Annotated in this window: 23 protein-coding genes; 16 read left to right on the top strand and 7 right to left on the bottom strand. The window is 64.8% G+C overall.

Annotation, left to right across the window (positions count from 1 at the left end; genetic code table 11):
• Positions 1–427: 427 nt before the first annotated feature.
• The 5 genes from U742_RS0101185 (at position 428) to nhaA (ending at position 3,536) form a co-directional block, all read left to right on the top strand.
• Positions 428–730 (top strand): hypothetical protein, encoded by a 303-nt coding sequence (locus U742_RS0101185; protein ID WP_038360217.1) that lies wholly within the window; start codon positions 428–430, stop codon positions 728–730.
• Between the two features lie 27 nt (positions 731–757).
• On the top strand, positions 758–1,000 hold the full coding sequence (locus tag U742_RS0101180) for a hypothetical protein (protein WP_029349223.1): 243 nt from the start codon (positions 758–760) through the stop codon (positions 998–1,000).
• A 58-nt stretch (positions 1,001–1,058) separates the two neighbouring features.
• Positions 1,059–1,334 (top strand): DUF1488 family protein, encoded by a 276-nt coding sequence (locus tag U742_RS0101175; protein WP_029349221.1) that lies wholly within the window; start codon positions 1,059–1,061, stop codon positions 1,332–1,334.
• 27 nt (positions 1,335–1,361) lie between these two features.
• Positions 1,362–2,174, top strand: a complete 813-nt coding sequence (locus U742_RS0101170; RefSeq protein ID WP_029349219.1) for a transglutaminase-like domain-containing protein — start codon at positions 1,362–1,364, stop codon at positions 2,172–2,174.
• A 108-nt stretch (positions 2,175–2,282) separates the two neighbouring features.
• The gene (nhaA, locus tag U742_RS0101165) at positions 2,283–3,536 is read left to right on the top strand and encodes a Na+/H+ antiporter NhaA (protein ID WP_051660762.1); all 1,254 of its coding nucleotides are present in this window, start codon (positions 2,283–2,285) and stop codon (positions 3,534–3,536) included.
• Positions 3,537–3,581: 45 nt separating this feature from the next.
• Here the strand turns inward: nhaA and U742_RS0101160 are convergent, their stop codons facing one another.
• Entirely contained in the window at positions 3,582–4,445 is an 864-nt protein-coding gene (locus tag U742_RS0101160; RefSeq protein ID WP_029349215.1) for a transglutaminase family protein, read from the bottom strand.
• Between the two features lie 484 nt (positions 4,446–4,929).
• Here U742_RS0101160 and U742_RS0101155 point away from each other — a divergent pair, with 484 nt between their 5' ends.
• From U742_RS0101155 to U742_RS0101120, 8 genes are all read left to right on the top strand, one after another.
• The gene (locus U742_RS0101155) at positions 4,930–5,952 is read left to right on the top strand and encodes a sensor histidine kinase (protein WP_029349213.1); all 1,023 of its coding nucleotides are present in this window, start codon (positions 4,930–4,932) and stop codon (positions 5,950–5,952) included.
• A gap of 540 nt (positions 5,953–6,492) precedes the next feature.
• Positions 6,493–6,984, top strand: a complete 492-nt coding sequence (locus tag U742_RS0101150) for a hypothetical protein (RefSeq protein ID WP_029349210.1) — start codon at positions 6,493–6,495, stop codon at positions 6,982–6,984.
• A gap of 325 nt (positions 6,985–7,309) precedes the next feature.
• Positions 7,310–8,341 (top strand): fatty acid desaturase, encoded by a 1,032-nt coding sequence (locus U742_RS0101145; RefSeq protein WP_029349208.1) that lies wholly within the window; start codon positions 7,310–7,312, stop codon positions 8,339–8,341.
• Between the two features lie 215 nt (positions 8,342–8,556).
• Complete coding sequence (locus U742_RS0101140; protein ID WP_029349206.1) at positions 8,557–8,769, top strand: cold-shock protein; 213 nt, start codon at positions 8,557–8,559, stop codon at positions 8,767–8,769.
• Between the two features lie 200 nt (positions 8,770–8,969).
• Positions 8,970–9,098, top strand: coding sequence for a hypothetical protein (locus U742_RS23680; RefSeq protein ID WP_282568307.1), 129 nt, complete (start codon positions 8,970–8,972; stop codon positions 9,096–9,098).
• Between the two features lie 9 nt (positions 9,099–9,107).
• Entirely contained in the window at positions 9,108–9,365 is a 258-nt protein-coding gene (locus U742_RS0101130) for a hypothetical protein (RefSeq protein ID WP_029349204.1), read from the top strand.
• A 31-nt stretch (positions 9,366–9,396) separates the two neighbouring features.
• A complete protein-coding gene (locus U742_RS0101125) occupies positions 9,397–9,732 on the top strand; it encodes a hypothetical protein (RefSeq protein ID WP_029349201.1) in 336 nt (111 codons plus the stop codon).
• Positions 9,733–9,818: 86 nt separating this feature from the next.
• Positions 9,819–18,347, top strand: coding sequence for a GH36-type glycosyl hydrolase domain-containing protein (locus U742_RS0101120; protein ID WP_029349199.1), 8,529 nt, complete (start codon positions 9,819–9,821; stop codon positions 18,345–18,347).
• 211 nt (positions 18,348–18,558) lie between these two features.
• Here the strand turns inward: U742_RS0101120 and U742_RS23325 are convergent, their stop codons facing one another.
• The 4 genes from U742_RS23325 to U742_RS22740 all read right to left on the bottom strand — a co-directional run bounded on the left by U742_RS23325 (position 18,559) and on the right by U742_RS22740 (position 20,067).
• A complete protein-coding gene (locus U742_RS23325; RefSeq protein ID WP_197028140.1) occupies positions 18,559–18,882 on the bottom strand; it encodes a hypothetical protein in 324 nt (107 codons plus the stop codon).
• 81 nt (positions 18,883–18,963) lie between these two features.
• Complete coding sequence (locus U742_RS0101110) at positions 18,964–19,389, bottom strand: type II toxin-antitoxin system VapC family toxin (RefSeq protein ID WP_029349196.1); 426 nt, start codon at positions 19,387–19,389, stop codon at positions 18,964–18,966.
• Complete coding sequence (locus U742_RS0101105; RefSeq protein WP_029349194.1) at positions 19,389–19,631, bottom strand: type II toxin-antitoxin system Phd/YefM family antitoxin; 243 nt, start codon at positions 19,629–19,631, stop codon at positions 19,389–19,391. Before U742_RS0101105 ends, U742_RS0101110 begins: the two co-directional genes overlap by 1 nt.
• A 145-nt stretch (positions 19,632–19,776) precedes the next feature.
• A complete protein-coding gene (locus tag U742_RS22740; RefSeq protein WP_081852765.1) occupies positions 19,777–20,067 on the bottom strand; it encodes a helix-turn-helix transcriptional regulator in 291 nt (96 codons plus the stop codon).
• 245 nt (positions 20,068–20,312) lie between these two features.
• Here U742_RS22740 and U742_RS23465 point away from each other — a divergent pair, with 245 nt between their 5' ends.
• Positions 20,313–20,924, top strand: coding sequence for a DUF6088 family protein (locus U742_RS23465; protein WP_081852764.1), 612 nt, complete (start codon positions 20,313–20,315; stop codon positions 20,922–20,924).
• A gap of 237 nt (positions 20,925–21,161) precedes the next feature.
• On the opposite strand, the gene U742_RS0101100 is transcribed toward U742_RS23465, so the two are convergent.
• Entirely contained in the window at positions 21,162–22,085 is a 924-nt protein-coding gene (locus U742_RS0101100; RefSeq protein ID WP_197028139.1) for a LysR family transcriptional regulator, read from the bottom strand.
• 131 nt (positions 22,086–22,216) lie between these two features.
• Between U742_RS0101100 and U742_RS0101095 the strand changes: the two genes are divergently transcribed.
• Both U742_RS0101095 and U742_RS0101090 read left to right on the top strand, forming a co-directional pair.
• On the top strand, positions 22,217–24,259 hold the full coding sequence (locus tag U742_RS0101095) for a hydantoinase/oxoprolinase family protein (protein ID WP_029349190.1): 2,043 nt from the start codon (positions 22,217–22,219) through the stop codon (positions 24,257–24,259).
• Positions 24,256–25,953: a hydantoinase B/oxoprolinase family protein gene (locus U742_RS0101090; RefSeq protein WP_051660760.1), complete on the top strand. Its 1,698-nt coding sequence runs from the start codon at positions 24,256–24,258 to the stop codon at positions 25,951–25,953. Before U742_RS0101095 ends, U742_RS0101090 begins: the two co-directional genes overlap by 4 nt.
• Before the next feature lie 35 nt (positions 25,954–25,988).
• Here the strand turns inward: U742_RS0101090 and U742_RS22350 are convergent, their stop codons facing one another.
• Complete coding sequence (locus U742_RS22350; RefSeq protein WP_051660759.1) at positions 25,989–26,726, bottom strand: GntR family transcriptional regulator; 738 nt, start codon at positions 26,724–26,726, stop codon at positions 25,989–25,991.
• Positions 26,727–26,818: the final 92 nt, after the last annotated feature.

The raw sequence follows: 26,818 nt of genomic DNA, 5'->3' as shown, positions 1-26,818 counted from the left end.
CGACCGCCGAGGAAAATCGGCTCCATCCGATGTGATCGTGTGAGGTTTTATTTTTCCAAGCCATCGGATGATGAACCATAATATTTTGTGAGACGTGATCTCCCTTGCTTGGAACACAATCAAGGTGTATTTTTTACCCATTAATTTGGCCGAGTTGGCCATCGCGGTGTCAGAGACGTCGACCCGCCATCACTACCAAGTTTTCGATACCGATGCATGGCGCAGATCCGGGGCGTATGTCGCCTGGTCGATTCGGGCACGCTCATATTGTCTCCGGATTGCCTAGCAGCATGGTCGTCCGGGTTCGGATGGAGCGGACTTCATATCCGCACACGCTGCATCCGTCGTCACCTGACCGGCCCCGTCGACTGTTATCCGGGTCCGGCGGCGAACCGCCATAAATGCTTGAAAAGGATCACAAACTATCATGGCTGCTCAAAGCATTCCGCAACGAAGTGCCCATGCAATCCACAGCGAGCCGACCACGCACCTCTTCACGGTCGGGCAGAGCGTCCGGCTGAGGGGTGGATATACCGTCTTCACCTCTCGGTTCGGCGATATCTACCGGATCACGGGCACCCTGCCGCCGAGCGGGAACTCGCTGCAGTACCGCATCCGCAACGAGCGCGAGCAGCACGAGCGGGTGGCGACGGAGGACAGCCTGGAAATCGTCCGCGCAGATGAGCTGCGCGAGAACACGGCGCTCGTCGACAGGACGTTTCGTCGCTGACCGCCGGCCTCTCCGGAACCGGATATGATGAAGTTCGTGATCGAGTTCTATCGCACCCGCGAACGGGACGACGCTCATGCGGTCGTCGGCCGCGAAACTGTGGACGCAGTCGATCTTGACGCGGCGGTAGAGATGGCGCGGTCGCTGACTCAATCGCTCGACATGCCGCAAAGGCCTGACGCCTTGGCGATCCTCGACGAGAATGGCCGCACGCTTCATTCCTGCGCCTTCGACGCCCTTCAGGGGCCGGAAAAGAGGCCGTCGCCGTGAACAAACTCAGGAGTGCTCCCTCCCGGAGCGGTTCATCCGAAACCATGGCAGGGTCGTCATGACGTTGGCTTTCCCCAACCCGAGCCGCAGCCTCGACAAGACGCGGAACGCCGTCCGGTTCACCGGCTATGACGGCATGTTCGAGATTCCATTTTTCGTTGACATCGGCGCATTGGTGAAGTCGGCTGCTGAAGCGCGTACGTCGGAAACATCGGAAACGACGTGCCTTTCGGCTTTCGATGCGCTGCGGACCTCCATCTATGCCGCAGCCTCCAAGGCTTATCTGGATGGTCGTCGCGCCCCTTATATCTTGACCGCCGCCGACATCCGCTAGACGGATCAATGCTCCCGGGAATCCTTCATGCTGATCCGCTACGGCTACGAGATAACGCTGACCTGCCAGCAGCCGACCGCGCTCGTCTGCCTTCTGTCCGTCCATGAGGATCGCGCCGCCGATATCCGGGCGGCGGAGACATTCTTCACCACGCCCAATGTCCCGACATCGACCTATCGCGATCTCTTCGGCAACCGGTGCCGGCGGCTCGTGGCGCCGGCTGGTGACCTGATGATCTGGGGCGATGCCACGATCGAGGACCATGGCAGGCCGGATCCGGTGCTGCCGGCCGCTCGGGAAATGGCCGTCCCCGAACTGCCGGATGAATGCCTCGTCTATCTGATGGGTAGCCGCTACTGCGAAACCGACCGTCTCAGTCAGACGGCGTGGGACCTGTTCGGCACGCTCGCGCCCGGCTGGGGTCGCGTGCAGGCGATCTGCGACTTCGTCCACAACCACATCCGGTTCGACTATATGCAGGCCCGCTCCACGCGATCGGCATTCGAGACATTTCACGAGCGCGTGGGCGTCTGTCGCGACTTCGCCCATCTCGCGGTCACCTTCTGCCGCTGCCTCAACATTCCCGCGCGCTACGTCAACGGGCATCTCGGCGACATCGGCGTGCCGGTCGTCGATCCCATGGATTTCAGCGCCTGGATCGAGGTGTTTCTCGATGGTGCCTGGCACACCTTCGATCCCCGCAACAACGTGCCGCGCATCGGCCGGATCGTGGTCGCCCGTGGCCGCGACGCCGCCGACATCCCGCTGATCAATTCCTTCGGCCCGCATGTCCTGAAGTCGTTTCGTGTGTGGACCTACGAGGTACCGGGCCTCGGATAGGCGCAAGAACTGCCCGCCGGGGCGATCAGAAGGGGAGGGGGCTTGACGAAGAACGAGAGCCTCGCGCGGCTTCCCAGAGAACCAGCAGACCGGCTTACCCGGCCTTTCATGCGCTTCTTGCGCATCGAGGCCATGGCGGGCGTGGTCCTGCTGCTGAGCGCGCTGCTCGCGCTGCTTCTCGCCAACACGGCATGGTCGGCCTCGTTCCTCGCCCTGTGGGATATGCCGGCGGGGCTTCGCCTCGGCGAAGTCGAGGTCTCCCGTTCGCTGAAGCACTGGATCAACGACGGGCTGATGACACTCTTTTTCTTCGTCATCGCGCTCGAGCTGAAACGCGAGCTGGTGCTTGGGGAACTGCGCAACCCGCGTGCCGCCGCATTGCCTTTGGCGGCCGCTTTCGGCGGGATGCTGGTACCGGCCGGGGTGTTTCTGCTCGTGGTGGGCAGTGGGCCGGGCGCGAGCGGCTGGGGCACCGTCATGTCCACCGACACGGCCTTCGTCATCGGTAGCCTGGCGATGCTCGGCTCGCGCATTCCGGAGAGCTTACGGCTGTTCCTGCTCTCGCTGGCGATTTTCGACGATGTGGGGGCCATCCTGGTCGTAGCGATCGGCTATGGCGAGACCTTGAACTGGATCGCTCTCGGCGCCGCCGGGATCGGATTTGCCGTGGTGGCTGGCATTTCGCGCCTTGGGGTGCGCAACATTCCCGTCTATTTCGCGTTAGGCGGCGGCATATGGCTGGCGTTCGACATCTCGGGTGTCCACGCGACGCTGACTGGCGTGATCCTCGGACTGATGACGCCTGCGCAGAGCTGGGTGAGTGACACGCGTTTGCACGCAATCCTCGATCGTGTGGTCGCCTATCCTCCCGGCGATCACTGGAGCGGGGATGCGGCGGCACGCGGCGACCTCCATCGAGCGGGCGTCGCCACGCGCGAAGCGCTGTCGCCGATCGAGCGTCTGGAGATCGCCCTCCATCCCTGGGTGGCGTTCGCCGTCATGCCGCTCTTTGCCCTCGCCAATGCCGGCGTGCCAATCGCGGCGGCGACCTTCGATGCCGCTCTTACGACCGCGATCGTCGCGGCCTTCGTGGTCGGCAAGCCCGTCGGGGTGATGCTCTTCAGCGTCCTTGCCGTGAAGCTGCGCTTGGCGATCCGTCCAGGCGAGCTGTCGTGGAGCCTGCTGGCGGCTGGAAGCCTGCTGACCGGGATCGGGTTCACCATGGCACTTTTCATCGCCGAACTTGCGTTCGAGCCCGCGCTTCTGGACTCGGTGAAGCTCGGCATTCTCGGCGCCTCCATCATCTCGGCAGCAGCGGGATTCCTGGCGTTGAGCTTGCTGACGTCTCGCAGAACGCCATAGCGCCCTACGCGCGGCAGCTGACCACAGGGTGGTGCTCCATTGCGTCTACGCCTGGACGGAAACCTCCACCGACATCGCGTCGAACGCATCGCTCATCCCGAAGAATTCACCGGTCACGGGCATCACCTGCCGAATATCACGGCCAACGGCAACCGGAATGAGGTTGGCGCCGCCCACACTGCGGTTCGTCGGATCGAAAGTGATCCAGCCCGCTCCGGGAACATAGACCTCCGCCCAGGCGTGAGTTGATCCCGAGCCCATCGTTCCCGCAAGCTCCTGGGAGGGATTATGCAGATAGCCGGAGACGATCCGCGCGCCGAAGCCCAGGGTCCGCACGGCCTCGACGAAGAGCACGGCCATGTCGCGGCACGATCCCCAGCCGCGCTCCAGCGTGTGGACCGGTGACTGCGTACCCTCGTCGTCGCGTCCCTGATAGGAGATCCATGCCAGTACGCCTGCATTGATGTCCTTCAGCAGCGCAAGCGTGTCCGTCGGCTCGCCGCGGACGAAGGCCAGGCTCCATGTTCGCAGCCGTCCCGCCGGATCGGGATACTGAGGCGTTGTCAGGGCTCCCAGGTCCGTCCATTCGTCCGCGGTGTATCGGAAGGGATAGGAGATGGCCGACGCGGCGACGTCGAACACCGGCCATGCGACGGCATCGAGCTCAATCTCGGCGAGGCTTTCGATGACCAGATTGTCGGTCATATCGTGAAAGGTCGCCGTTGCCACCATATTGCCGGCGACGTCATGGGCCCACGTCACGACCGCACCGGGGGTGATCGTCAGGTCGATCGAACGCAGACGAAGCTCCCGGCTCTCGCGGGGACGCAGCATCATCTGATGCGGCCGCAAGCTCACGGGCCTGTTGTAGCAATACGTTGTTCTATGATGAATCTTCAGGACACTCACTGCATCTCCCTCGCGTCAGCCGGACGTTTGCAGAACCGCTTGATGACATGTGAGCCGAGACCGCTTCCGAGCCTCGGATGGAAGGTAGATCGGGCCAGTATCCACCGCATGTGGCGCCCTGGCGCTCGATTGCCAGAGATGGCCAAACCGGAGCGCGGCGAATATGCGCCTGATCGGCGATAAGCTCGACGGCGCCACGATCTGCGGACGCGACGACGAGAAGATTGGAACAGTCTCGAAGGGCGGCATCCCGAGGGTGTTAGGATCGCCGTCGGCGAGCTTATCTAGCCCAGGGGGAGGATGAACCCGAAGAACGTCTGCTGCCTCTTTGGGAGCAGCGGAGATATGCCGAATAATTGTCGCACCAATACAGATCCGACGTGGTAGGATTTGTATAGAGCGCCAAGCTTAAGGGCTACGTTTGATGGCGTTCCTGCCGAGCAATGGCTTGCCTCGCGAGTCTCCGGCCCTTGAGGGCCTTTTCATGTCCAAAGCACCTATCGTCCATTTCGAAGCGGCGAGCACGCTTGCCGTCGTGGTCTCATCAAACGAGCCTCTGCTCTTCCTGTCGGAGGACCAGACGGTCATCGCCGCGAGCACATCGTTCTGCCGGACCTTCGAAATAGATCCCGCGACGATCCCCGGCAAACGGCTCCGCGAGCTTGGAGACGGCGAGTGGGCAATGCCCCAGCTCGCCTCGCTGCTGCGGGCGACCGCGTCGGGAAGCGCGCAGATCGAAGCCTATGAAATTGACCTCAGGCGCCCAAACCGGAACACACGGCAACTGGTTATCAACGCGCGGACCATTGATGACGGCGATACGGATCGTGTTCGACTGCTGATGGCGGTGACCGACGTCACGGCCATGCGCGCCGAAGCCCGGCTGAAAGACGACCTCATTAGAGAAAAAGCCATTCTCATGAAAGAGGTCCAGCACCGGGTCGCGAATAGTCTGCAGATCATTGCGAGCGTCCTGATGCAGAGCGCGCGTCGGGTTCAGTCCGAGGAAGCGCGCGGACACCTGCACAATGCCCATCACCGGGTCATGTCGATCGCCACTGTGCAGAGGCATCTCTCGACATCCGCGGGAGGAAATGTCGAGCTGCGCACCTATCTGACGCAACTCTGCCAAAGCCTCGGCGCTTCGATGATCTCGGACCCAGACCGACTTTCGATAGAGGTGACGGTGGATGACAGCGCGGTGGAGGCGGACGTTTCTATCAGCTTGGGGCTGATCGTGACTGAACTCGTCATCAACGCGCTCAAGCATGCCTTCCCGGATCAGCCGATGGGCAGGATTGAGATCGGCTATCGCTCGACAGGCAGCGAGTGGTCTCTTTCCGTGCGCGACAACGGCATCGGCATGCCGACAGGAAGCGTTGCCGCCAAGGCGGGCCTAGGCACCGGGATCGTCGAGGCGCTCGCCAGGAATCTGCGAGGTGAAATCCAACTGAGCGATGCAGCCCCAGGTGCTGCGGTGACAATCAGTCATCGGCGCGATTCCTAACCCGACGCTCATACAGCTGCACCAATCGACAGGAAGAAGCCTGCAGTCCCACACCGCCCGATCAACGAAGCCAATTTTGCGGATGACGGATGAATCGCGGCATATGTCCGTTTGCACCGCGATTTCCCGCATCAACAATGGCTCCGCGCGCCCTAGCGGGAAGGGCCAGATTTACCTCTCTCGCGATACACAAACATGTGTGATTACAATCCGGAAAATAATCTATAGTGTGATTTATCACCGCTATAGAATGTGTGTGCCGAGAATTATTCGGATCGCTGCTATATCCCCGATCCGTAAATCTCGAGCCCCGGCTTTCGCCGAGATTTGCATCGGAAATGAACAACAAGGCGTGCTGGCGTACGAGATGCGCTGCGATGCTTTCGCGTCGTCCAATGTACTTACAACGACCGACGAATTCGGGCGAATGCAGCCGAGTGATTGCCGGCCTGGCACTGTGGAGAGTAGCGCGACTCACCTTTCATTGCGCGGTCAAGGCTAACATCGCGCATTGATACGAATAACATAAGGAATAGTTCAATGTTTATTGCAAAAGAATATCTGAATGTGGCGGATGAATGCGAGAGTATCGCCAATCTTACGGACAATTCGAACGAGATTGTCAGGCTTCGGCTCCTTCAAAAGAGCGCCGCCGACCTTGCCGATAACGAGGCGTGGCTCAAGAATAACTACGATAAGGCACTGCACGCAGATGATGTTGACCCATCCGCTGGCGTTGCGCCTGCCTCCGAGGAGGAGCATGTGCTTCGTTGCCTGGGAGCGGCGCTCCTCATGCAATGGAATGACATCCCTTCGACGATACAGCGGCAGCTGTTTGACAGCGCGGGCACTGTGGGCGAGTTGCGCAACACGGCCGCCTTGCGGGGGCAGATAGCGCGCTTCCTGCACAGGTACAAAAATGGCGCGCAACCGATGGAACCCAATCATTCGATTGCCGGCTCCGACCGCTCCGCTGTTGCTCGCTGGGAAGACGAGGGTGGTGCGGTGGCTCATTCACGTTCGCTCGGCTGAGCACATTTACGACGATGGTCGCTGGCGCCGTGAAGCCACGATCCGAATTGATCCCACGTCCTGCCCGTGATGGTCTGTCGCGGTAATCTGCCAATCCGCGCCGCTTGGAAGATTTGCGTTCACGCCTGTTAGAATTTCGCCACATAAAGCCCAGACCTGCGCCCAAGCGGCGTCATCGTCAGGCAGTTCGACTGGGTTTTCTTGATCCTGCCCCGTAAGCCTAAAGCGATAAAGTGGCATAGTGGTTGATCTCATTCGTTACCTTTAACAACGCTCTAGGAGACCAAGCGTTTCGCTGGTGCCCAGGCACAAGATCGAGAGCCCGATGTCCACCGCTGCTGAAGTGAGATCACCTGAACCGGAGGCGCTTACCTGGCTCAGGAAGCTGCAAGCCTATCGGCAGTCGAGCACGCGCCGAAGCATAATTGAACTGGCAATCACGACGCTTCCCTTCACGCTCGCCTGGAGCGCCATGCTGACGGCGTTGAAGCTGGAGCAGTTCTGGCTCTACGCGCTACTCATCGTTCCCGCGGCCGGGCTGCTGGTCCGCCTGTTCATGATCCAGCACGATTGCGGCCACGGCTCCTTCTTCCGTAACCGGAGCGGCAATGACTGGACCGGCCGGGTGATCGGCGTGCTGACCATGACGCCCTATGATTACTGGAAGCGCAGCCATGCCAGCCATCACGCCAGCTCTGGCAATCTCGACCGGCGTGGCATCGGCGACGTCGATACGCTGACGGTGGAGGAATATCGGGCGCGCTCGCGCTGGGGGCGGCTGCGCTACCGGCTCTACCGCAACCCGCTGGTGATGTTCGGCGTGGGCCCGATCTACGTCTTCCTGCTGCAGAGCCGCCTGCCGCTCGGGGTTGTCGGCGAGGGCTGGGAGCCGTGGATCAGCACCATGACGACCAATCTGGGCATCGCCGTCGCCGCCGGCCTGCTGATGTGGGCCTTCGGCATCGGGCCGTTCCTGCTGGTCCACCTGCCGATCGTCATCCTGGGGGCGGCCGCCGGCGTCTGGCTGTTCTACGTGCAGCATCAGTTCGAAGGCACGCACTGGGCCGCCAACGAGAACTGGAAATTCCACGAGGCGGCGCTGCATGGCAGCTCGCATTACGACCTGCCCGGCGTGCTGCGCTGGTTCACCGCGAATATCGGCATGCACCATGTACATCATCTGTGCAGCCGCATTCCCTATTACCGCTTGCCGGAAGTGCTGCGCGACCACCCGGACTTGCGCGACATCGGCCGTCTGACGCTGTGGGAGAGCTTCGGCTGCGTGCGGCTGACGCTGTGGGACCAGCGCCAGGGACGGCTCATTTCCTTCCGTGAAATGAACGAAATCTACGGATGAGCCGCCGTCAAATCCTGAGCTTCGGTATTTAAAAATCCGTCTACCCTTGTAATATTTTCGTCGAAGCGCATATTAGTCTAGTCGATACACGGCGATAAGAACGCTCTCCGCGTGGAAAATGCTTCCGCGCCACAGGTTCTATTTTCCCGAAAATGCGATTTCGACGGCGCGCATCCGTGCGGGCAAGCCAAAATACAATTATGAAAGGGTTTCCCATGACCACGGGAACCGTAAAATGGTTCAATTCCCAGAAGGGTTTTGGATTCATCGCGCCGGATGACGGTGGCAGCGACGCCTTCGTTCACATTAGCGCTGTTGAGCGTGCCGGCATGAGCGACCTGCGTGAAGGTCAGAAGGTGGGCTTCGAGCTCGTCGCTGATCAGCGCAGCGGGAAAATGTCCGCGGACAAGCTTCACTCACTTAGCTGATCGCCGACTGTCCGAAGCCTGACTTCGGACGTCGCCGGTAGCGCGTCGCCTTCCCGGCCGACCACGGATGTACTGGCGGCCGGTTGAGCGATGCCGCAGCGACTGGAGGCGCTCCGCGCTCTTCGGCCCCGCGCCTTCCCAAGGTCGCGGGGCCTTCGCTTTCTGAAGACATGTGTCAACGCGATAGGGAGGAAGTGCTCATGGCCAAGGGTCAGGTACGCGGCAATCGGGAAGCCAAGAAGCCGAAGAAGATCAAGGAGCCCGTGGCAGCGCCCGCCCTTTCTAAGGGAATGCCGGCCTCTGTGGCGCTGCCGAAGAAGAAGGGCTGAGGCCGCGCCATGCACAGCCGAACCCGGGAGACCACGGTCACCTTCAGGCATCCGTTCAAGCTCAGCGCGCTCGAAAGCAGGCAGCCTGCGGGGACCTATCGGCTGGTGATCGACGAGGAAGAGATCCCCGACCTCACCTTTCTGGCCTATCGGCGCTCAGCGACGATGCTGCACACGCCCGCCATTGCCGTTGCCGGCTCTATCCAGGTCTTCACGATCAATTCCGAGGAACTGGCGAGGGCACTGGAAGCTGACCTCAAGACGTGATCGTGGGTCAAATCTCAAGGAGACATCGGCCATGGACTATCTCGGCGGACTAAGCGGCACCGGCCGTCTCCTTTGCGGGAACACCTTGGTTGCCCCGACGCAGTATGATTTCGACGGCTATCTCTCCAGCGGCGGACAGGTGACGAGCTGCGGCGAGATCCGCCTGCCCACCGTCGTGCTGCGGGAAGTGTTTGGCCGCGCCGACCTGCGGCTGCGCACCGTCGATGGCCGGCTGCTGCAGCTGCGCTTCTCCGAAAAGCGCCTTCCCTCGTGCTGCGACGGCGCCGCCCATGTCGATGTCGCCGGCGATCTGCCCGCCGCCGCCGAATGGCGCGCCGACCGGGATGCCGCCCGCCTCGCGCCGTAGCCCGGCCTCGGACCCACCTGAGCGAAGGTCCGTCCCTCGGCCGTCGGCCATGCCTCTCGCGCCACTCCGCACCGGAAGGCATAGAGATGAATCCGATCGCTGATCTTCGCCGCTATGCCCTGCAACTGCGCAGCCGCGCCTGGCAGGGCTCCGTCTGGAACGATCCGGCTCCGATCCGCGAGGAACTGTTCGGCGCCGAGCGGCTGGAGCAGCACGCACGAAGCCTCGCCGCAGCGCAGCCGATCACCCTGCGCCCGCCTTCCGTCGCTTCCCTGCATGCCCGGCTGAAAGACAATGCCGGCGCCCTGCTCGTCGCCTATCGTGCGACGGCGGCCGATGCCGAAGCCGGGCGGAGCGTAGTGCCCGCCGCCGAATGGCTGCTCGACAATTATCATCTCGTCGAAGAGCAGATACGCGAGATTCGAGACGACCTGCCGTCCGGCTATTACCGACAATTGCCGAAGCTCGCCGAAGGGCCGTTCGCCGGTTACCCGCGAGTGCTGGGCCTCGCCTGGGCCTATGTCGCGCACACGGACAGCCATTTCGATCCCGAGGCGCTGCGCCGCTTCATCGGGGCGTACCAGCAGGTCCAGCCGCTGACGATCGGCGAGCTGTGGGCGGTGGCGATCACGCTGCGCATCGTGCTCATCGAGAACCTGCGCCGGCTCGCCGATCAGATCACCACCGGGCGCCGATCACGCCGGGAGGCCGACCTGCTGGCCGACCGGCTTTTCATCTCGGGCGAAGCGCGTTCAGCGCTCGAAGCGGACATCCTGACCCGCTCGCCGGGGCCGCTGGATGAGGTCTTCGCCGCTCAGTTGGTCAAGCGGCTCCGGGACCAGGACCCGCGAACGACGCCGGCACTGGGATGGCTGGAGGCACGGCTGGCAGCCCAGGGCGCTTCGGTCGACGGCGTTGTGCAGCATGCTCAACAGCGGCTCGGCGCCTCCAATGTAAGCGTGCGAAACGTCATCACCAGCATGCGGCTGATTTCCGACATCGATTGGGCCGACCTGTTCGAGAGCGTCAGCCTAGTCGACGACCGACTGCGAGCCGGCAGTGCCTTCGCTTCGATGGATTTCCCCACCCGCAATCTCTACCGCAGCGCGATCGAGCAACTCGCCCGCGGCTCCGAGCTGTCAGAGATTGACATCGCCAAGCGCGCGCTGGAGGTCGCGGCACTGGCGGCGTCTCCGGCACAGGAGCATGTGGACGCCGACCCCACAGAGGATCCCGGCTACCATCTCATCGCCGAAGGGCGGCGCGCGTTCGAACAGGCCATTCACTTCCGCCCGCCACCTCGGCTGCGCTTGAGCCGCGTCAGCATTCGCCTCGGCATTGGCGGATATGTCGGAGCCATCCTCGCCGTCACGCTCAGTCTGATCGGGGTGGCACTTTGGGCTCTCTCCGCGGCCGGTCTCTCCGGGAGCTGGCTGGCCGTCTTCGCCCTCGTCGGCTTCGTCCCGGCGAGCGAGGTGGCGACCGCGCTGGTGAACCGGAGCGTGGCATGGATGTTCGGCGCCGCCATCCTGCCCGGCCTCGAGCTCGCGGATGGAGTTCCAGGGTCCCTTCGCACCCTCGTCGCCGTGCCGACGCTGCTTACCAGCGAAGCCGACCTTCAGGAACAGGTCGAAAGGCTCGAGGTCCACTTCCTCTCCGGTGCCGGCGGCGATCTCACCTTTGCCCTGCTGTCGGACGGCATGGACGCCGACTGCGAGGTCGTGCCGGGCGATGCGCCGCTATTGGAGCTCGCCGTGCAGGGGATCGAGCAACTGAATCTGCGTCACGGCCCCGGCCCGGTCGGCAACCGCTTCCTCCTGCTGCACCGCCATCGCCGGTTCAATCCGGGCGAGGGCAAATGGATGGGATGGGAGCGCAAGCGTGGCAAGCTGCACGAGCTCAACCGCCTGCTGCGCGGCGCGGACGACACCTCCTTCATGGCCGTTGGCGGCCGACCCCCGCAGGTCCCGGAGGATGTGCGCTACGTCATCACGCTCGACGCCGATACCCGCCTGCCGCGCGACGCCGCGCTCCGGCTCGTCGGCAAGATGGCGCATCCGCTGAACCGGCCGAGATTCGACGCTGCCGGGCAGCGGGTGGTCGGCGGCTACGGCATCCTCCAGCCGCGGGTCACGCCCTCGCTGCCGATCGGCCGTGAGGGCTCGTTCTATCAGCGGGTTATTTCCGGCGGCGGCGGCATGGACCCTTATGCGGCCGCGGTTTCCGACGCCTATCAGGACCTGTTCGGCGAAGGCTCCTACACCGGCAAGGGAATTTACGACATCGATGCCTTCGAGGCGTCCCTCGCCGGCCGTATCCCGGAGAACACGCTGCTCAGCCACGATCTCTTCGAAGGCGTGTTCGCCCGCGCCGGCCTCGCCTCGGATGTCGAGGTCGTGGAGGAGTTCCCCTCGCGCTACGATGTCGTCGCCAAGCGGCAGCATCGCTGGATGCGCGGCGACTGGCAGCTACTTCCGTGGATCTTCGGCGAGGCGGCGGGCCGGCGCGCGCTGACGCCGGTCGGCCGCTGGAAGATGTTCGACAATCTGCGGCGCACCACGCTGGCCCCGCTGAGCCTGCTGGGGCTGAGCCTGTGCTGGCTGTTTCCCATGCCGGCGGCGCTCGTCGGCACCTTGCTGATGATCATGACGATCATGGTTCCCGCCGTCCTGCCGATCGCGTCCTCGGTGTTGCCTCGCCATCCCGACATACGGGTGCGCAGCCACCTCGCCAGATTGGCAGCCGAATTGCGGCTCGCCGCCGCCCAGACATCGCTGTCGCTCGTCTTTCTCGCCGATCAGGCATGGCGGGCGGGCGACGCCGTGATGCGCACGTTGGTGCGGCTGCTGGTGACGCGACGCCACCTGCTGGAGTGGACGACGGCCGCGAAGTCCTCCGCAGTCCCGCGGCTGGACGTCCTCGGCTTTTATCGGCAGATGGCCAGCGGCACCTTGCTGGCCCTTGTGATGACCGCAGGCGCGCTTGTCCTGGCGCCCACCTCCTGGCCGCTCATCCTACCATTTGCCCTGCTCTGGCTCGGCGCGCCGCTCATGGCGCAATGGGCGAGCCGTTCACCCAAGGTGCCGCAACGCCTCAATCTCGCGGATGCCGACGCCCGCGCCCTGCGCCTGATCGCCCGGCGCACATGGCGCTATTTCGAGACCTTCGTTACGCCGGCCGAGAACATGCTGCCGCCGGACAATTTCCAGGAAGAGCCGAAACCGATCGTCGCCCATCGGACCTCGCCGACCAATATCGGCCTCTATTTGCTCTCGGCAGTCGCCGCCCGCGACTTCGGCTGGACCGGCACCATCGAGACCATCGAGCGGGTTGAAGCAACGTTCGCCAGCTTGAAGCAGTTGCCCCGCTATCGCGGGCACTTCTTCAACTGGTACGGGACGCAAGACCTCGCCACGCTGCCGCCGGCCTATGTCTCGTCCGTCGACAGCGGCAATCTCGCCGGCCATCTCATCACGCTGGCCAATGCCTGCGAGGAGTGGACGGATGCCCCTGTCGGCGTGAACGCCCGCGCGGGCATAGCCGACGCGCTGGCACTGGCGCGCGAGGCGATGACGGCCCTGCCTACGGCGGGCAGTCCGCGGGGACAGGCGCTGGCTGGGTGTCTGGACGAGATCGACGCGCAGCTGAACGGCGTGCAGACCTTGGAGGCGACGGCACCCGTTCTGAAGCGGCTCGCGGACAGGGCCCACAGGATTGCGCAGGAGATCGTCCCGGCGACAGCGGAGGATGGCTCGACAGACATCGCCTACTGGATCGAGGCGATCGGCAGGGCGGTGAGCGAACACCAGCGTGACCGCCTCCAGTTCCCGGCACCGGCCGCCACGAAGGCGCGGCTGACCGCGCTTGCGGACACGGCCCGAACCATGGCGATGGAGATGGACTTTGCATTTCTGCTCGATCCCGAGCGGAAGCTGCTTTCCATCGGCTATTCGCTGGCAGACAACGGCCTCGACCCGAGCTGCTACGACTTGCTGGCCTCCGAAGCGCGGCTCGCCAGTTTGTTCGCCATCGCCAAGGGCGACGCGCCGACCCGCCACTGGTTCCGGCTCGGTCGGCTGGCGACGCCGCTCGGCAACGGCTCGGCGTTGATCTCCTGGTCGGGATCGATGTTCGAATATCTCATGCCCTCATTGGTGATGCGCGCACCGGCCGGCAGCGTGCTCGAACAGACCAACCGCCTGGTGGTCGAGCGGCAGCAATCCTATGCCCGGTCGCTGGGCGTTCCGTGGGGCATGTCGGAATCCGCCTATAATGCGCGCGACATCGAGTTTACCTATCAGTACGCCAATTTCGGCGTGCCCGGCCTCGGCCTCAAGCGTGGGCTCTCGGAGAGTGTGGTGGTCGCGCCCTATGCGACCGGCCTCGCCAGCATGGCGGATCCCAAGCGCGCGCGGCAGAATTATGCTCGCCTCGCCGAGTTGGGGGCGCAGGGCCGCTACGGCTTCTATGAGGCGCTCGACTTCACCCGTTCGCGGCTGCCGGAAGACGAAAACGTCGCCATCGTCCGCAGCTTCATGGCCCATCACCAGGGCATGACCATCGTCGCCATCGCCAACACGCTGCTGGGCGGCGAGATGCGCGACCGATTCCATCGCGAGCCGATGATCCGGGCAAGCGAGCTGCTGCTGCAGGAGCGCTCGCCCCGCGACGTCGTCGTGGCCCGCCCGCGCGCCGAGGAGGTCCGGGCCGCTGCCGTCGACGCCCGCAGCGAAGCAGCGACGGTGCGCCGCCTGATCGCCCCCACGGCCGGCGCTCCAGTCACGCATCTGCTCTCCAATGGCGGCTACGCCGTCATGATGACGGCATCCGGCGGCGGCTACAGCCGCTGGCGCGATATCGCGGTGACGCGCTGGCGCGAGGACGCCACCCGCGACGACTGGGGTTCATTCGTTTTCCTTCGCGACATGAGGGACGGCAGCGTCTGGTCCGCTACCACCCAGCCGATGGCGGGCGGCGCCAGCGAAAGCGACGTCGTGTTCGGCGAGGACCATGCCGAGTTCATCCGCCACGATGTCGGCCTGACCACGACGATGGATGTCATCGTTTCCGGCGAGCACAATGGCGAGGTCCGGCGGGTTTCACTGACCAATAGCGGGCGGCTGACCCGGAAGATCGAGCTGACCTCCTATGCCGAGCTCGTCCTGACCACGCCGGCCACCGATGATGCCCACCCGGCCTTTGCCAAGATGTTCGTCGAGACCGAGCATCTACCGGAATTCGGCGCCCTCCTCGCTACGCGACGGCTGCGGACGCCGGGCGAGCCGCAGATATGGGCGGCACATTTCGCAGTGGTGGAAGGCGAGGTCGCGGCCGCCCCGCAATACGAGACCGACCGTGCCCGTTTCATCGGCCGCGGGCGCGACGTGGGAACGGCGGCCGCCATGTCGGGCGGCCTGTCGCTGTCGAACACCGTGGGGACGGTGCTGGACCCGATCTTCTCGCTGCGCCAGAGCGTGCGCATCGCGCCGGGCAAGGTCGCACGCGTCGCCTTCTGGACCGTGGTGGCCTCGTCGCGGGCGGAACTCCTCGACCTCATCGACACGCATCATGATCGCAGTGCGTTCGACCGCGCCAAGACCCTGGCGTGGACACAGGCGCAGGTCCAGCTTCGGCATCTTGACGTCAATGTGGAGGAAGCGGCCGACTTCCAGCGGCTCGCCGCTCCCCTACTCTATGCCGATGGACGTTTCAGGTCGCCCTCGGAGACGATCCTTCGCGGAGCCGGGCCGCAATCAGGCCTCTGGCAGCATTCCATCTCCGGCGACCTGCCGATCGTGCTGCTGCGGATCGACGATATCGAGGACATCGCCCAAGTGCGCCAATTGCTGCGCGCCCACGAATATTGGCGGATGAAGCGCCTCGCCGTCGATCTCGTCTTCATCAACGAGCGTTCCTCCTCCTATGTCCAGGACCTGCAGATCGCCATCGAGACGGCGGTGCGGACCAACGCATCGCGTCCGCTGCTCGGGGAGGAGCCGGCGCAGGGAGCGGTCTATGTGCTGCGTACCGATCTCATGAGCGTGGAGTCACGCGCGCTTGTGCAATCGGTTGCCCGCGTGGTGCTGTCGGCGCGGCGCGGCGCCATCGTCGACCAGCTCGCTCGCGTGCACCGGGCGCCGCACCCTCCGGCCGTCCGCCGCCGTGACCGCAACGTGACCTCGATGCACGGTCCCGTGCCGTCGCTCGAGCCGCCCACCCTCGAATTCTTCAACGGCCTCGGCGGTTTCGACAAGGACGGGCGGGAGTATGTGACCGTCCTTGCGCAGGAGCGAACGACGCCCGCACCTTGGATCAACGTGGTCGCCAATGCCGGCTTCGGCTTCCAGATTTCGGCCGAGGGCAGCGGCTACACATGGTCGGCCAATAGTCGCGAGAACCAGATCACTCAATGGTCCAACGACGCCGTCGCCGATCCGGTAGGGGAGGCCTTCTATGTGCGGGACGAGGTGACTGGCGATCTGTGGAGCCCGACAGCACGACCGATCCGCGACGATGGCATCTATGTCGCGCGGCACGGCTTTGGCTACAGCCGCTTCGAGCACGAGGCGAACGGCATCGCGCTCGACCTGCTGCAATTCGTGCCGCTCGACGACCCAATCAAGATTTCCCGTTTGAAACTCACCAACCTGTCCGGCCGGCCGCGGCGGCTCTCCGTCACCGCCTATACCGAGTGGGTGCTCGGCACGTCGCGCGGCGCCTCCGCCCCCTTCATCACCACCGAGATCGACCCGCAGAACGGCGTGATGCTGGCGCGCAATCGCTGGAGCGCCGTCTTCGGCTCCCGCATCGCCTTCACCGATCTCGCCGGACGGCAGACCGCGTGGACCGCGGACCGCACCGAATTCCTCGGTCGCGATGGCGGACCCGCATCACCGCTCGGCCTTGCAAGCACGGACCCGCTTTCAGGAAGGACCGGCGCCGGCCTCGATCCGTGCGCCGCCCTGCAGACGGTGGTGGAACTCGGCATCGGCGAGACCGTCGAGGTCGTCTCCTTCATCGGTCAATGCGGGTCGGTGGACGAAGTCCGGGCGCTGGTCGCACGCTATCGCCAAGCCGATCTCGATACCGTCCTCGCCTCGGTGAGCGATCACTGGACGGCCGTGCTCGGCACCGTCCAGGCAAAGACGCCGGACCGAGCGATGGACATCATGCTGAACGGCTGGCTGCTCTACCAGACGCTGGCCTGTCGCATCACCGCGCGCTCCGCCTTCTACCAGGCGAGCGGCGCCTATGGCTTCCGCGACCAGTTGCAGGACGGTATGGCGCTCACGCTGGCACTGCCAAAGGAGACGCGTAGCCATCTCTTGCGCGCAGCCGGGCGACAATTCGTCGAGGGCGACGTCCAGCATTGGTGGCTGCCGCAATCGGGCCAGGGGGTGCGCACCCGTATCTCCGACGATCATGTATGGCTCGCCTTCGCCACCGCAACCTATATCGAAAGCTCGGGTGACACCGCCATCTTGGAGGAGCGCGTGCCCTATCTCGATGGACCGCAACTGCGGCCGGAGGAACACGAGCACTTCTTCCAACCGATGCCGGCGGACGAGACCGCCTTGCTGTTCGAACACTGCGCGCGCGGCCTCGACCATGCGCTTTCCCTCACCGGCGAGCTCGGCCTGCCGCTGATGGGCACCGGCGACTGGAACGACGGCATGAATCGCGTCGGCGAAGGCGGCAAGGGCGAGAGCGTCTGGCTCGGCTGGCTGCTGATCCGCACCATCGAACTGTTCGCCCCGCTGGCGGAGGCGCGCGATCCCGAACGCGCCCGGCGCTGGCGAGCGCACGCGGCGTCGGTGCGTCGGGCGCTTGAGCGCTCGGCCTGGGACGGCGAGTGGTATCGCCGCGCAACCTTCGACGACGGCACTTGGCTCGGTTCCAAGGACAGCGGCGAGTGCCGCATCGATTCCATCGCGCAGTCCTGGGCGGTGCTGTCGGGCGCCGCCGACAGCCTGCGCGCGGCCACCGCCATGGCCTCGCTCGAGCGCTACCTGATCCGGTCGGACGACAAACTCGCGCTACTGTTCACTCCGCCCTTCGATAAGACGCCGCTCGATCCAGGCTACATCAAGGGCTACCCGCCCGGGCTGCGCGAGAATGGCGGGCAGTACAGCCACGCCGCCATGTGGGCGATCCTCGCCTTCGCCAAGCAGTGTGCGGGCGACAAGGCGCACGATCTCTTCACCCTGCTCAACCCGATCAACCATGCCCGCACGCCCGATGAGGCGGAGCGCTACAAGGTCGAGCCCTATGTCGTCGCCGCCGACATCTATTCCGTAGCGCCGCATGTCGGGCGCGGCGGCTGGACCTGGTACACCGGCTCCGCCGGCTGGATGCATCGGGCCGGCGTCGAGGGCATCCTCGGCATACGCCGGGAGGGTGATTTCCTCGTCGTCGCCCCCTGCATCCCCTCGGCATGGCCCGGGTTTGAGGCGACCGTGACGCTTGGCGGGGCAGCCTGCAGGATCGAGGTTCGCGCCATCGGCGAGGGTGAGGAATTATATTCGGTGCTCGACGGTGTTCGCACCCCATCACCGGACAGATCGACTCGTATTCCGCTCAACGGCGAGAGTCATAATCTGCTGATGTCCATCTGACGAGAGTACATCAAGCCCGGTCTCATCGAGCCCAACTACCGTCGTGACGAGCGACGACTTCGAGAGATTCGGCACCCTCCTGCCGTAGAATAGACCTGCCACAACCCGACCGCTGCAACACTGAGCACGAATTAGAACATCTACCTCACACCGCGGAACTCATGCGGCAGGAGCCGACCATCGGCGGACGCGCAGAAAGTGGACGCTCACTTTAGAGGTGAGAGAATCGAACCTGCGGGATGCGCGCACAGCCGAGGTCGCGCATGCATCTTGCGGCACTATGAGGCTCGCCGCTGCCCCCCACCGACGGCCAGCGGGAGATGCTCTTGATGCGCTCGGATCCGTTGCCGACAAGCAGACCTTCCCAAGGTCCGAGAAGAGTCAACTTGAGACTTACCGCACTGACGTTCTTGTACTCGTGTTCGATCGAACCGCGCGGGCGATCGATCACTACCTGCAGCAGGCGGTTATGTTCGGTATTGCTGTAGGGCCGCCCGGCGATATCGTCCGCGAGCATCGCGAAATAATCCGCCACGATCGCGTCGTTCTACTCGTCGGACCAGTCACCGGCCATGGCAGCTCGCAAGTGGGGCGGCCATGCTGGAAGAGGCCCGGGTCATGCCAGCAATTGTGCCGGCACACCGAGCGCCGGTCCGGCATCGGCAAGCCGCTGGTCCAACGTACGCACTGTGGCGCCATGCTCCGACGCGACGGCAAGATGCAGCGCGTCACCGGCGCGAAGCCCCAAGCTGTGCTGATCGGCGAACCGCGCCGCTGCCCGAAACTGCCCGCCCGTCACGGGCAGCACGGTGAAGCTCTCTGCGACCAGCTTGTTGAACATGGCGAGCGCCGCTGCTCGCTGCTCCAAGCTGATCTGTCCAGTCCGCAGCTTGATCGCCATGGCCGACGACATCTCGGTGACAGTCCAGTCGCTGACCAGAAGCTGCGCCGGATCCTGCTCGACCAGCCAGGCCTGAACACGCGGCGTCATCGCTTCATTGGAGAGCGCCGCGACGATCAGCGACGTGTCGAGATAGAGCATCAGTAGCGATCGCCATCCCGCATCGAGCGCACGAGATCGGCGGCGCTCTGGGACTGCGGCGGCATCGCTGCTGTCAGCGACTGGAGCAGGGCGGCATCGATCGCCTTGCGCGGCTTGGCCACGGCAGTGAGCCGCGCAACCGGCTTGCCGCGGCGGGTGATATCGATCGAAGCGCCCGCCTCGACCCGGTCGACCAGTTCGCTGAGATGGGCTTTGGCATCCGCCAGATTGATTGCGTCCATGTCACGCTCCTGACTATGTAGATGGTCATATAGCGTCTCGTGCCCAAGAATTCCAGCGGTGGCTTCATCGGGGGGAGGGAGCTCAGCGACAGTCAAATGTGAAGCTATCGCGCCATCTGGCGCGATAGCTTTCCCGATCGGGGGCTCAGTGGTCCTTCACCGGTCGAGTCTTGCGAAGATGGACATTGGGCGAAGGCGCCTTCCTGATGCGTCCGGCATCGCTGTCGGCACGACGCTGTCTCAGCCAAGCCTCGACCTCGCTGAGATCCCACACCACGCTTCGCGGTGTAAGATAGAACCGGCGCGGGAATTCGCCTCTGACCTCCATGTCGTAAATCGTGGTGTCGGACAGCGGAACGACCAAACGCAGCTCGTGTCGGCGGATCGTCCTGGGCAGTCCGGTCAGAACCGTTGGCGGACCAGCATGCTCTGTCATTTCGACCGGTTTGCCATCGTCACAGGGCGCCATCAGGATGGGTAGGCGATCTGTAGTTTTAGTCATGATCCATCTCCATTCTTGGGGGAGATGACATGACGGAAGAGCCGGTTGTTCAGTGTCGAGGTCTGGCAGAAAGTGCGACGGCAGGTGGTCGGATGACGTTAGACATCGATCGCGCATGGCGGTCGCCGCACTGTTGAGAAGTGTCAGAAACCTGCATACATTTCTGACAGAGAGTGGCGATGCCGAGATTGACAGAACAGATCATGACACATGCGGGAGGATTGCCCGAGGGCACTCCTGTCTCCGCCAAAGGCCTGCTCCATCTCGGCAAACGTGCAGCCGTGGACCAGGCGCTGGCGCGTCTTGCCGAGAGAGGCCGGCTGATCCGAGCGGGCCGGGGTGTGTATGTTAGCTCCGTCACCGGTCGGTACGGCACGAGGGCTCCTTCGATCGAGCAGGCAGTCCACGCATTTGCAAGGCAACGAGGCGAAATTATTGTTCCGAATGGCGCTGCCGCAGCCAACATCCTCGGCCTTTCTACGCAGGTGCCAGTCCGGTCGGTCTATCTTACCTCGGGGCGTTCGCGATCCATGAGTTTCGGCAGGCAGGTGGTCGAGCTTCGACACGCCCCACGCTGGCAACTCGCCCTTGCGGACCGACCGGCTGGCACCGCGGTCAGGGCGTTGGCCTGGCTGGGACCGGAGAGCGCGGATACTGCCTCGAGAACATTGAAGCGCACGCTCTCGCCGCCCGACTTCAGCGAACTCGTGTCAGCCGCGCCGCAGTTGCCAACCTGGCTTGCCCAGGCCATTGGGAAGGCCGCATACGGCAGATGCCCTTCTCAACCGTGATGCAGGATCAAAACAGCTGGCGCTCTCGATAGATGGCGAAGGGTACGTTTCTCGAAAACGCCGAAATTTCCCAATGAAATCAACAGCCAGCCTTTCGAGACGGTACAGCTGACGGTAGTCTTTGAGAGTGATATTTTTTACGTGAGCAATTTCAACGTGTTAGCAATAATGCGAACAATCGAGTGGGAGTAAGGGGAAACGGCCGTTCGCCGTTCACGAAAGGGCCGCCGCCCGAGATCACCCCTTGATGGCGCCGGGTCCCTGATCAGTGCTCTTCAACGCTGAGCGCAACACGCGTTCGAAGGTCTGCGTGGCGCGCGACGGCGTGCGGCCTTCTCCGGCCAGCAACTCCAGCCGCCCCTCGCTCAATGTCGTTTCGCTTAGCCGCAGCATCCGCAGCGCGCCGGCCTCGCAGGCCGCCATCCCCGACAGATGAGCGAGCACGGCGATCCCGTCTGTGCGCTGCGCCATCGCCAAGCGCAGCGCGACCGAATCGCTCTCGAACCCGATCCGCCCAAGTCGGACGTTGGAGCGCCGTGCCGCCTCCTCGATGAGGAGCCGCGTGGGCGAGCCCGCGGGCGGAAGTATGAGCGGCCATTGGGCGATGTCGGCAAGTCCGACGGTGCCGGCTTTTGGCAGTCCGTGCTCCGGACGCACCAGCGCCACCAGGGGCTGGCGCGCCGAAGCCCTCAGCACGATACCGGCCTCGCGCGGGGCGTTATAGGCGACGCCGAACTCGGCAATGCCTTCCTGCACCAGTGTCGCGACCTGCCGCGTATTGCCGACGCGCACATCGAAGACAATGCCGGGATAGCTCGTCTGGAAGCGGGTGATGCAGTCGGCCAGTGGGCCATTGGCAAAGGGTTCGATCGCGGCGAGCCGGATCTGCCCGGTGCGTAGCCCCTCGAAGGCGGATATTTCCTCCCGCGCGCTGCGGATCTGGTCGAAGGTGAGGCGCGCGTGCCGGAGCACGATCCGGCCGGCGGCCGTGGGCTCCACGCCGCGCGGCAGGCGCGAGAGCAGCGGCGCGCCGAACTCCCGCTCGAGCCCCAAGACCTGGCGGCTGAGCGCCGACTGCGCGATGTGCAGATTGTCCGCGGCCTCGCGTATCGATCCGGCTTCGACGATGGCCACGAAGTTGCGCAGGGCATTCAGGTTCAAGCGAGCCTCCGAGCGATGCTGAAGCGGCATCGCAAAGCCTATAGCAATGTCATTGTTCGTGCGCTCCGAAGGTGCCCTGATGATGCGAGAAATCAGCAGGGGAATGCGATGCGTGCAGCGAAGGTGAGAGAATGCTGATCGGCGTGGATGTCGGTGGGACCTTCACCGACCTCGTGCTGGCCGACCCGGCGGGCGCCCTGCAATTCGTCAAGTCGCCCTCGACGCCGGACGATCCGTCCCGCGGCGTGGTCAATGCACTGGAACTGATGGCCACCGAGCGCGGCGAAAGCCTGGGCGCGCTGCTTCAGCAAGTCTCGGTATTCATCCACGGCACCACGGTCGCTACCAACATATTGGTGCAGCGTAACGGCGCCCGTCTCGGCCTCATCACGACGCGCGGCTTTCGCGACCTGATCGAGCTGCGTGAGGGATCGCGACAGAACCGCTACGCCCTGCGCACGCCGGCTCCCGAGCCCATCGTCGCCCGGCCGCTGCGGCTGGAGGTGGGCGAGCGGGTCGGTCCGGACGGGGATGTGCTGACCCCGCTCGATGAGGCCGAGGTCGCGGGCGCCATCGCGCACCTAAAGGCGGCGGATGTCGAGGGCGTCGTCGTCTGCTTCCTGCACGCCCACAAGCGGCCGGAACATGAGCAGGCGGTGCGTGCCGCGATCGAAGCCTCGGGATGGCGGCCTTTCGTGTCGCTGGGCCACGAGGCGCTCTCGCGCGAAGGCGAGTACGACCGGCTCTCCACGGCGCTCGTCAACGCCTATGTCGGGCCGGGGCTCCAGGCCTATCTGCGGCATCTGTTCGGCCAGTTGAACGCACGCGGCATCCAGGTTCCGGTGTTCGTCATGCAGTCGACCGGCGGCGTCCTGCCGATCGAGGCCGCCGCCCGGCGTGCCGTCGGCGCGGTGACCAGCGGTCCCGCCGGCGGCGCCATGTCGGGTGCGCTGTTCGCCAGGGCGCTCGGCCTCGCCAATCTCGTCACCTACGACACCGGCGGCACCAGCACCGATGTGTGCGTGATCCAGGACGGCGTGCCGGTCGAGCACAGCCGCACCGATCTCGCAGACCTGCGCATCACCGCGCCCGCCATCGAGGTCAATCCGATCGGCATCGGCGGCGGCAGCCTGGCGCGGGTGGATTCCAGTGGCATCCTCGCCGTCGGTCCGCGCAGCGCGGGGGCGGTTCCCGGGCCCGCCTGCTTCCAGAAGGGCGGCACGCAGGCGACGCTGACCGACGCCAATCTCGTGCTCGGCCTGATCTCACCCGAGACCTTCCTTGGTGGCCGAATGCCGCTCAGCGTGAGCGCCGCGCGCGCAGCGATCGAGGCGGACGTCGCCAATCCTCTCGGCATGAGCGTCGAGGAGGCAGCCTGGGCGGTACATGTGCTGGCGACCTCGGGCATCACCGAGGGCATTCGCCTCGCTACCGTGCGCCGGGGCCAGGACCCGCGCGATTTCGCCCTGATGTCGTTCGGCGGCGCCGGCGGCCTGCACGCCAACGGGGTCGCCCGCGAATTGCAGATTCCGAAGGTTGTCATTCCGCGCATGGCGTCCGTGCTCTCCGCCCTCGGCTTCCTCGCCGCGGACATTCGCCAGGACCTCCAGCGCACGCTCGACCGCCCCATTCGCGCGACCAGCCACGCCGAGCTTGCCACCATCTTCGATGAGCTGGAGGAAAATGGGCGCGCCTTGCTGAAGGAAACCGGCGTCGGCACGGATGATATCCATGTCCAGCGCAGCATGGAGTGCCGCTACGCCCGGCAGATCCACGGCATTCCGGTCTCCGTCGGCGCCAGCCTCGAGCCTTCCGACCTGGAGCGCGGGTTCACCGAGGCCTATCGCGGCCTCTACCAGCACGCCCATGAGGGTGAGCCGGGTATCATCGACACCTGCCGGGTCTCGGTGTTCGGCGCCCTGCCCAAGATCGACCTGCCGACGCATGAGCCGGGGCCGGGCGACCCCACGCCCGCCTTCCGCGGGCGGCGGGACATCTATATCGGGCGGCACGTCGAAGCCACGGTCTACTGGTTCGACGATTTGCGCTGCGGCATGCGCGTCGCAGGCCCCGCCATCGTCGAATCCGCTTCCACAACTGTCCTTCTCGAGCCGGGCAGCGCCGCCGTGATGGACCGGATCGGCAGCCTCATCATCGTTGCAGGTGCATCATGAAGCTGACCACAGCCTCGAGCGTCAGTCCGCTGACCCTCGCCGTCGTTCGTCACAAGCTCAAAGCGGTGACGGAGGAGATGGTCGAGACCATGACACACACCTGCTTCTCGCCGATCCTGAACCAAAACCAGGATTTCTCGGCGGTGGTGCTGGACGGCGATTTCCTCACCGTCTCGCAGGCCGAGCGTGTGCCGATCCACATGGGCGCCATGCCGCTGGCGGTCCGCATGATGGCCGAAGCCTTCGCCGGAGAACTGAACGAGGGCGACGTGCTGATGGCCAACGATCCCTATTGGGGCGGCAGCCATCTGCCCGACGTCACCCTCGCCATGCCATTCTTCGCGGACGGCCAGGTACGCCTGTGGATCGCGCTGCGCGCCCATCAGGGCGACATAGGCGGCATGTCGGCCGGCGGCTACAGCGCGGCCGCACGCGAGATCTGGCAGGAGGGGCTGCGCATACCGCCGCTGAAGCTCGTCGCGGAAGGCCAATTGCGCGAGGATACGCTGCGGCTGGTTGCTGAGAATTCCCGCAAGCCCGGCGATCTGCGCGGCGACCTGCTGGCGCAACTGGCGGCTGTCCGCATCGGCATTCGCCGCCTGCTGCATCTGTTCGCCCGCTATGGCAGCGCCGAGATCGGCGCCTGCGTCGGCGCCATCCTCGACGGCGGCGAGGCGGTGACCCGCAAGATGCTCGCAGGTTGTCGCAACGGCTCCCATGCCGGGCTCAGCCACATGGAGTTCGCGGGAGCGCCGGGCGGCCTGCTGCCGATCCCGGTCACCATCGAGATCAGGGATGGGCGCGCGATCGTCGACCTCACCCAATGTCCGGATCAGGTGAGGGCATTCATCAACAGCCCCTACGCCAACACCCGCGCCGCCGTTATGGTCGCCTTCCTGTATTTCAGCGGCGACGACGAAGGGCTGAACGACGGCAGCACGCGCGCCATCGAGATCCGCACCCGGCCGGGCAGCCTGCTCGATCCGGTGTCGCCGGCGCCGGTAGGCGCGTGCACCTCGTCAACCGCCTGCGCGCTCATCGAAGCGGTGCTGCAGGCGCTGGAAGGAGCCGATCCCAGCCGGGCTATCGGCGGCTTCGCGCGGCGCTTCCGGTTTGCGCTGGCCGGCGAGGATCGCGCGGGCGCGCCGTTCATCTGGCACTATTTCTTCAACAAGGGCGGCACCGGCGGCAATCGCGACCATGATGGCTGGCCGAACATTGGTGGCCTGCACAATCCCGGCGGGACGCCGTCTCCCAGCATCGAGCGCACCGAGGCGGCCTATCCCTTGATGGTCGAGGAATACGCGCTGGCGACCGATACTGGTGGGGCCGGGCGCCGGCGCGGCGGGCTCGGCGGCAGGCTCGTGCTGCGCTACCAAGGCGAGGCGCCGGCGATCCTCAATGCGTCGGGGGAGGGAGTCTTCGTCCGCCCCTTCGGCACGCAAGGCGGCGAAGCCGGGCCGGGCCATGACTACAGGCTTGCGGACGAAGAAGCGGACAGCCGGGAGATCGGTGTCCATGACAGCGGTGTCGCGGTGATGCCGGGCGCACGCATCGTCTGCATCTCGGCCGGCGGCGGCGGCTATGGCGACCCGAAGCAGCGCGAGCGCGCGGCGCTGGAGCGCGATGTCGCCTATGGCTATGTCAGCCGCGAGGCCGCCCGCGCCGTCTATGCGAGGGAGGCGGACGCGTGAATCACCCCTCGCACCATGGCCAAGTCCGCCTGGGCTCAGTCGGTGCGCGACTGCTGCACGACGTAGTCGATGTGGAAGTCGTCGCGATAGAACGACTCTCCACTGACCAGCGGACGGCGATCGGCGCTGAACAGCACATAGTCGCGGATGATGAGCGCCGCACCGCGCTTCACCCCGAGCCGGTCGGCCATGCTGCCCCGGGCGAGGCCGGCGCGGATGCGGCCCTCGACCCGCAATACCCGCAGGCCGAAATCCTCGTCGAGGATGCGGTGGATCGACTTGGTCTCCAGCATGTGCGGCGTCATCCGGCTGCCCAGCTCGTCGGGGATGATACGGCACTCGATGCTCATCTTCTTGCCGCTGACCAGCCGGAGCCGGTCGAGCGCATGGACATGCCCGCCCGGATCGAGATGCAACGTTTCCACCTCGCTTGCGCTCGCCTTGCGCCGGACGAAGTCCAGCGTCTCGTATTCGACCGTGGCGCCCTTGGCGGTGATCTGCTCCTCGAAGGAGCGCACCCGCGTGAGATCGATCGGCGCGCTGATCGGCAGCGGGGCGACGAACGTGCCGCTGCCGGAGCGGCGGACGATCACGCCCTCGAAAACCAGTTGCTGGAGCGCGCGCGCCACCGTCGCGCGCGTCGTCCCGAAGCGGGCGGCGAGCTCGGGCTCGGAGGGCGCGCGGGCGCCCTCGGTCAGACGGCCGGACGCAATCTCGTCCCGGATGAACCTCTGTATGCGCGCATAGATCGGCGTGAAGTCGGCTTGCGGCAAATGTCATTTCCCCCAAAGCTGACTAGACAGCTAGTCAACTATGCGACTAAGTTTACAATAACCGATCTGAGGGCGTAAGCCCCGAACCTCCA

It is taken from the genome of Allobosea sp. 117 (genome assembly GCF_000702305.1).
GTDB lineage: Bacteria > Pseudomonadota > Alphaproteobacteria > Rhizobiales > Xanthobacteraceae > Ancylobacter.
Note: the sequence above shows the minus strand (reverse complement) of the source record. Positions and strands in the feature narration are given on the sequence as shown.

Coding starts and splice junctions, on each gene's coding strand:
- U742_RS0101150 (WP_029349210.1), top strand. CDS start 6,493: ATGTTTATTGCAAAAGAATATCTGAATGTGGCGGATGAATGCGAGAGT.
- U742_RS22740 (WP_081852765.1), bottom strand. CDS start 20,067: ATGACAGAGCATGCTGGTCCGCCAACGGTTCTGACCGGACTGCCCAGG.
- U742_RS0101090 (WP_051660760.1), top strand. CDS start 24,256: ATGAAGCTGACCACAGCCTCGAGCGTCAGTCCGCTGACCCTCGCCGTC.
- U742_RS23465 (WP_081852764.1), top strand. CDS start 20,313: ATGCCGAGATTGACAGAACAGATCATGACACATGCGGGAGGATTGCCC.
- U742_RS0101130 (WP_029349204.1), top strand. CDS start 9,108: ATGCACAGCCGAACCCGGGAGACCACGGTCACCTTCAGGCATCCGTTC.
- U742_RS0101110 (WP_029349196.1), bottom strand. CDS start 19,389: ATGCTCTATCTCGACACGTCGCTGATCGTCGCGGCGCTCTCCAATGAA.
- U742_RS0101145 (WP_029349208.1), top strand. CDS start 7,310: ATGTCCACCGCTGCTGAAGTGAGATCACCTGAACCGGAGGCGCTTACC.
- U742_RS0101140 (WP_029349206.1), top strand. CDS start 8,557: ATGACCACGGGAACCGTAAAATGGTTCAATTCCCAGAAGGGTTTTGGA.
- U742_RS23680 (WP_282568307.1), top strand. CDS start 8,970: ATGGCCAAGGGTCAGGTACGCGGCAATCGGGAAGCCAAGAAGCCGAAG.
- U742_RS0101175 (WP_029349221.1), top strand. CDS start 1,059: ATGACGTTGGCTTTCCCCAACCCGAGCCGCAGCCTCGACAAGACGCGG.
- U742_RS0101155 (WP_029349213.1), top strand. CDS start 4,930: ATGTCCAAAGCACCTATCGTCCATTTCGAAGCGGCGAGCACGCTTGCC.
- U742_RS0101185 (WP_038360217.1), top strand. CDS start 428: ATGGCTGCTCAAAGCATTCCGCAACGAAGTGCCCATGCAATCCACAGC.
- U742_RS0101170 (WP_029349219.1), top strand. CDS start 1,362: ATGCTGATCCGCTACGGCTACGAGATAACGCTGACCTGCCAGCAGCCG.
- U742_RS0101125 (WP_029349201.1), top strand. CDS start 9,397: ATGGACTATCTCGGCGGACTAAGCGGCACCGGCCGTCTCCTTTGCGGG.
- nhaA (WP_051660762.1), top strand. CDS start 2,283: ATGCGCTTCTTGCGCATCGAGGCCATGGCGGGCGTGGTCCTGCTGCTG.
- U742_RS0101120 (WP_029349199.1), top strand. CDS start 9,819: ATGAATCCGATCGCTGATCTTCGCCGCTATGCCCTGCAACTGCGCAGC.
- U742_RS0101180 (WP_029349223.1), top strand. CDS start 758: ATGAAGTTCGTGATCGAGTTCTATCGCACCCGCGAACGGGACGACGCT.
- U742_RS0101095 (WP_029349190.1), top strand. CDS start 22,217: ATGCTGATCGGCGTGGATGTCGGTGGGACCTTCACCGACCTCGTGCTG.
- U742_RS0101105 (WP_029349194.1), bottom strand. CDS start 19,631: ATGGACGCAATCAATCTGGCGGATGCCAAAGCCCATCTCAGCGAACTG.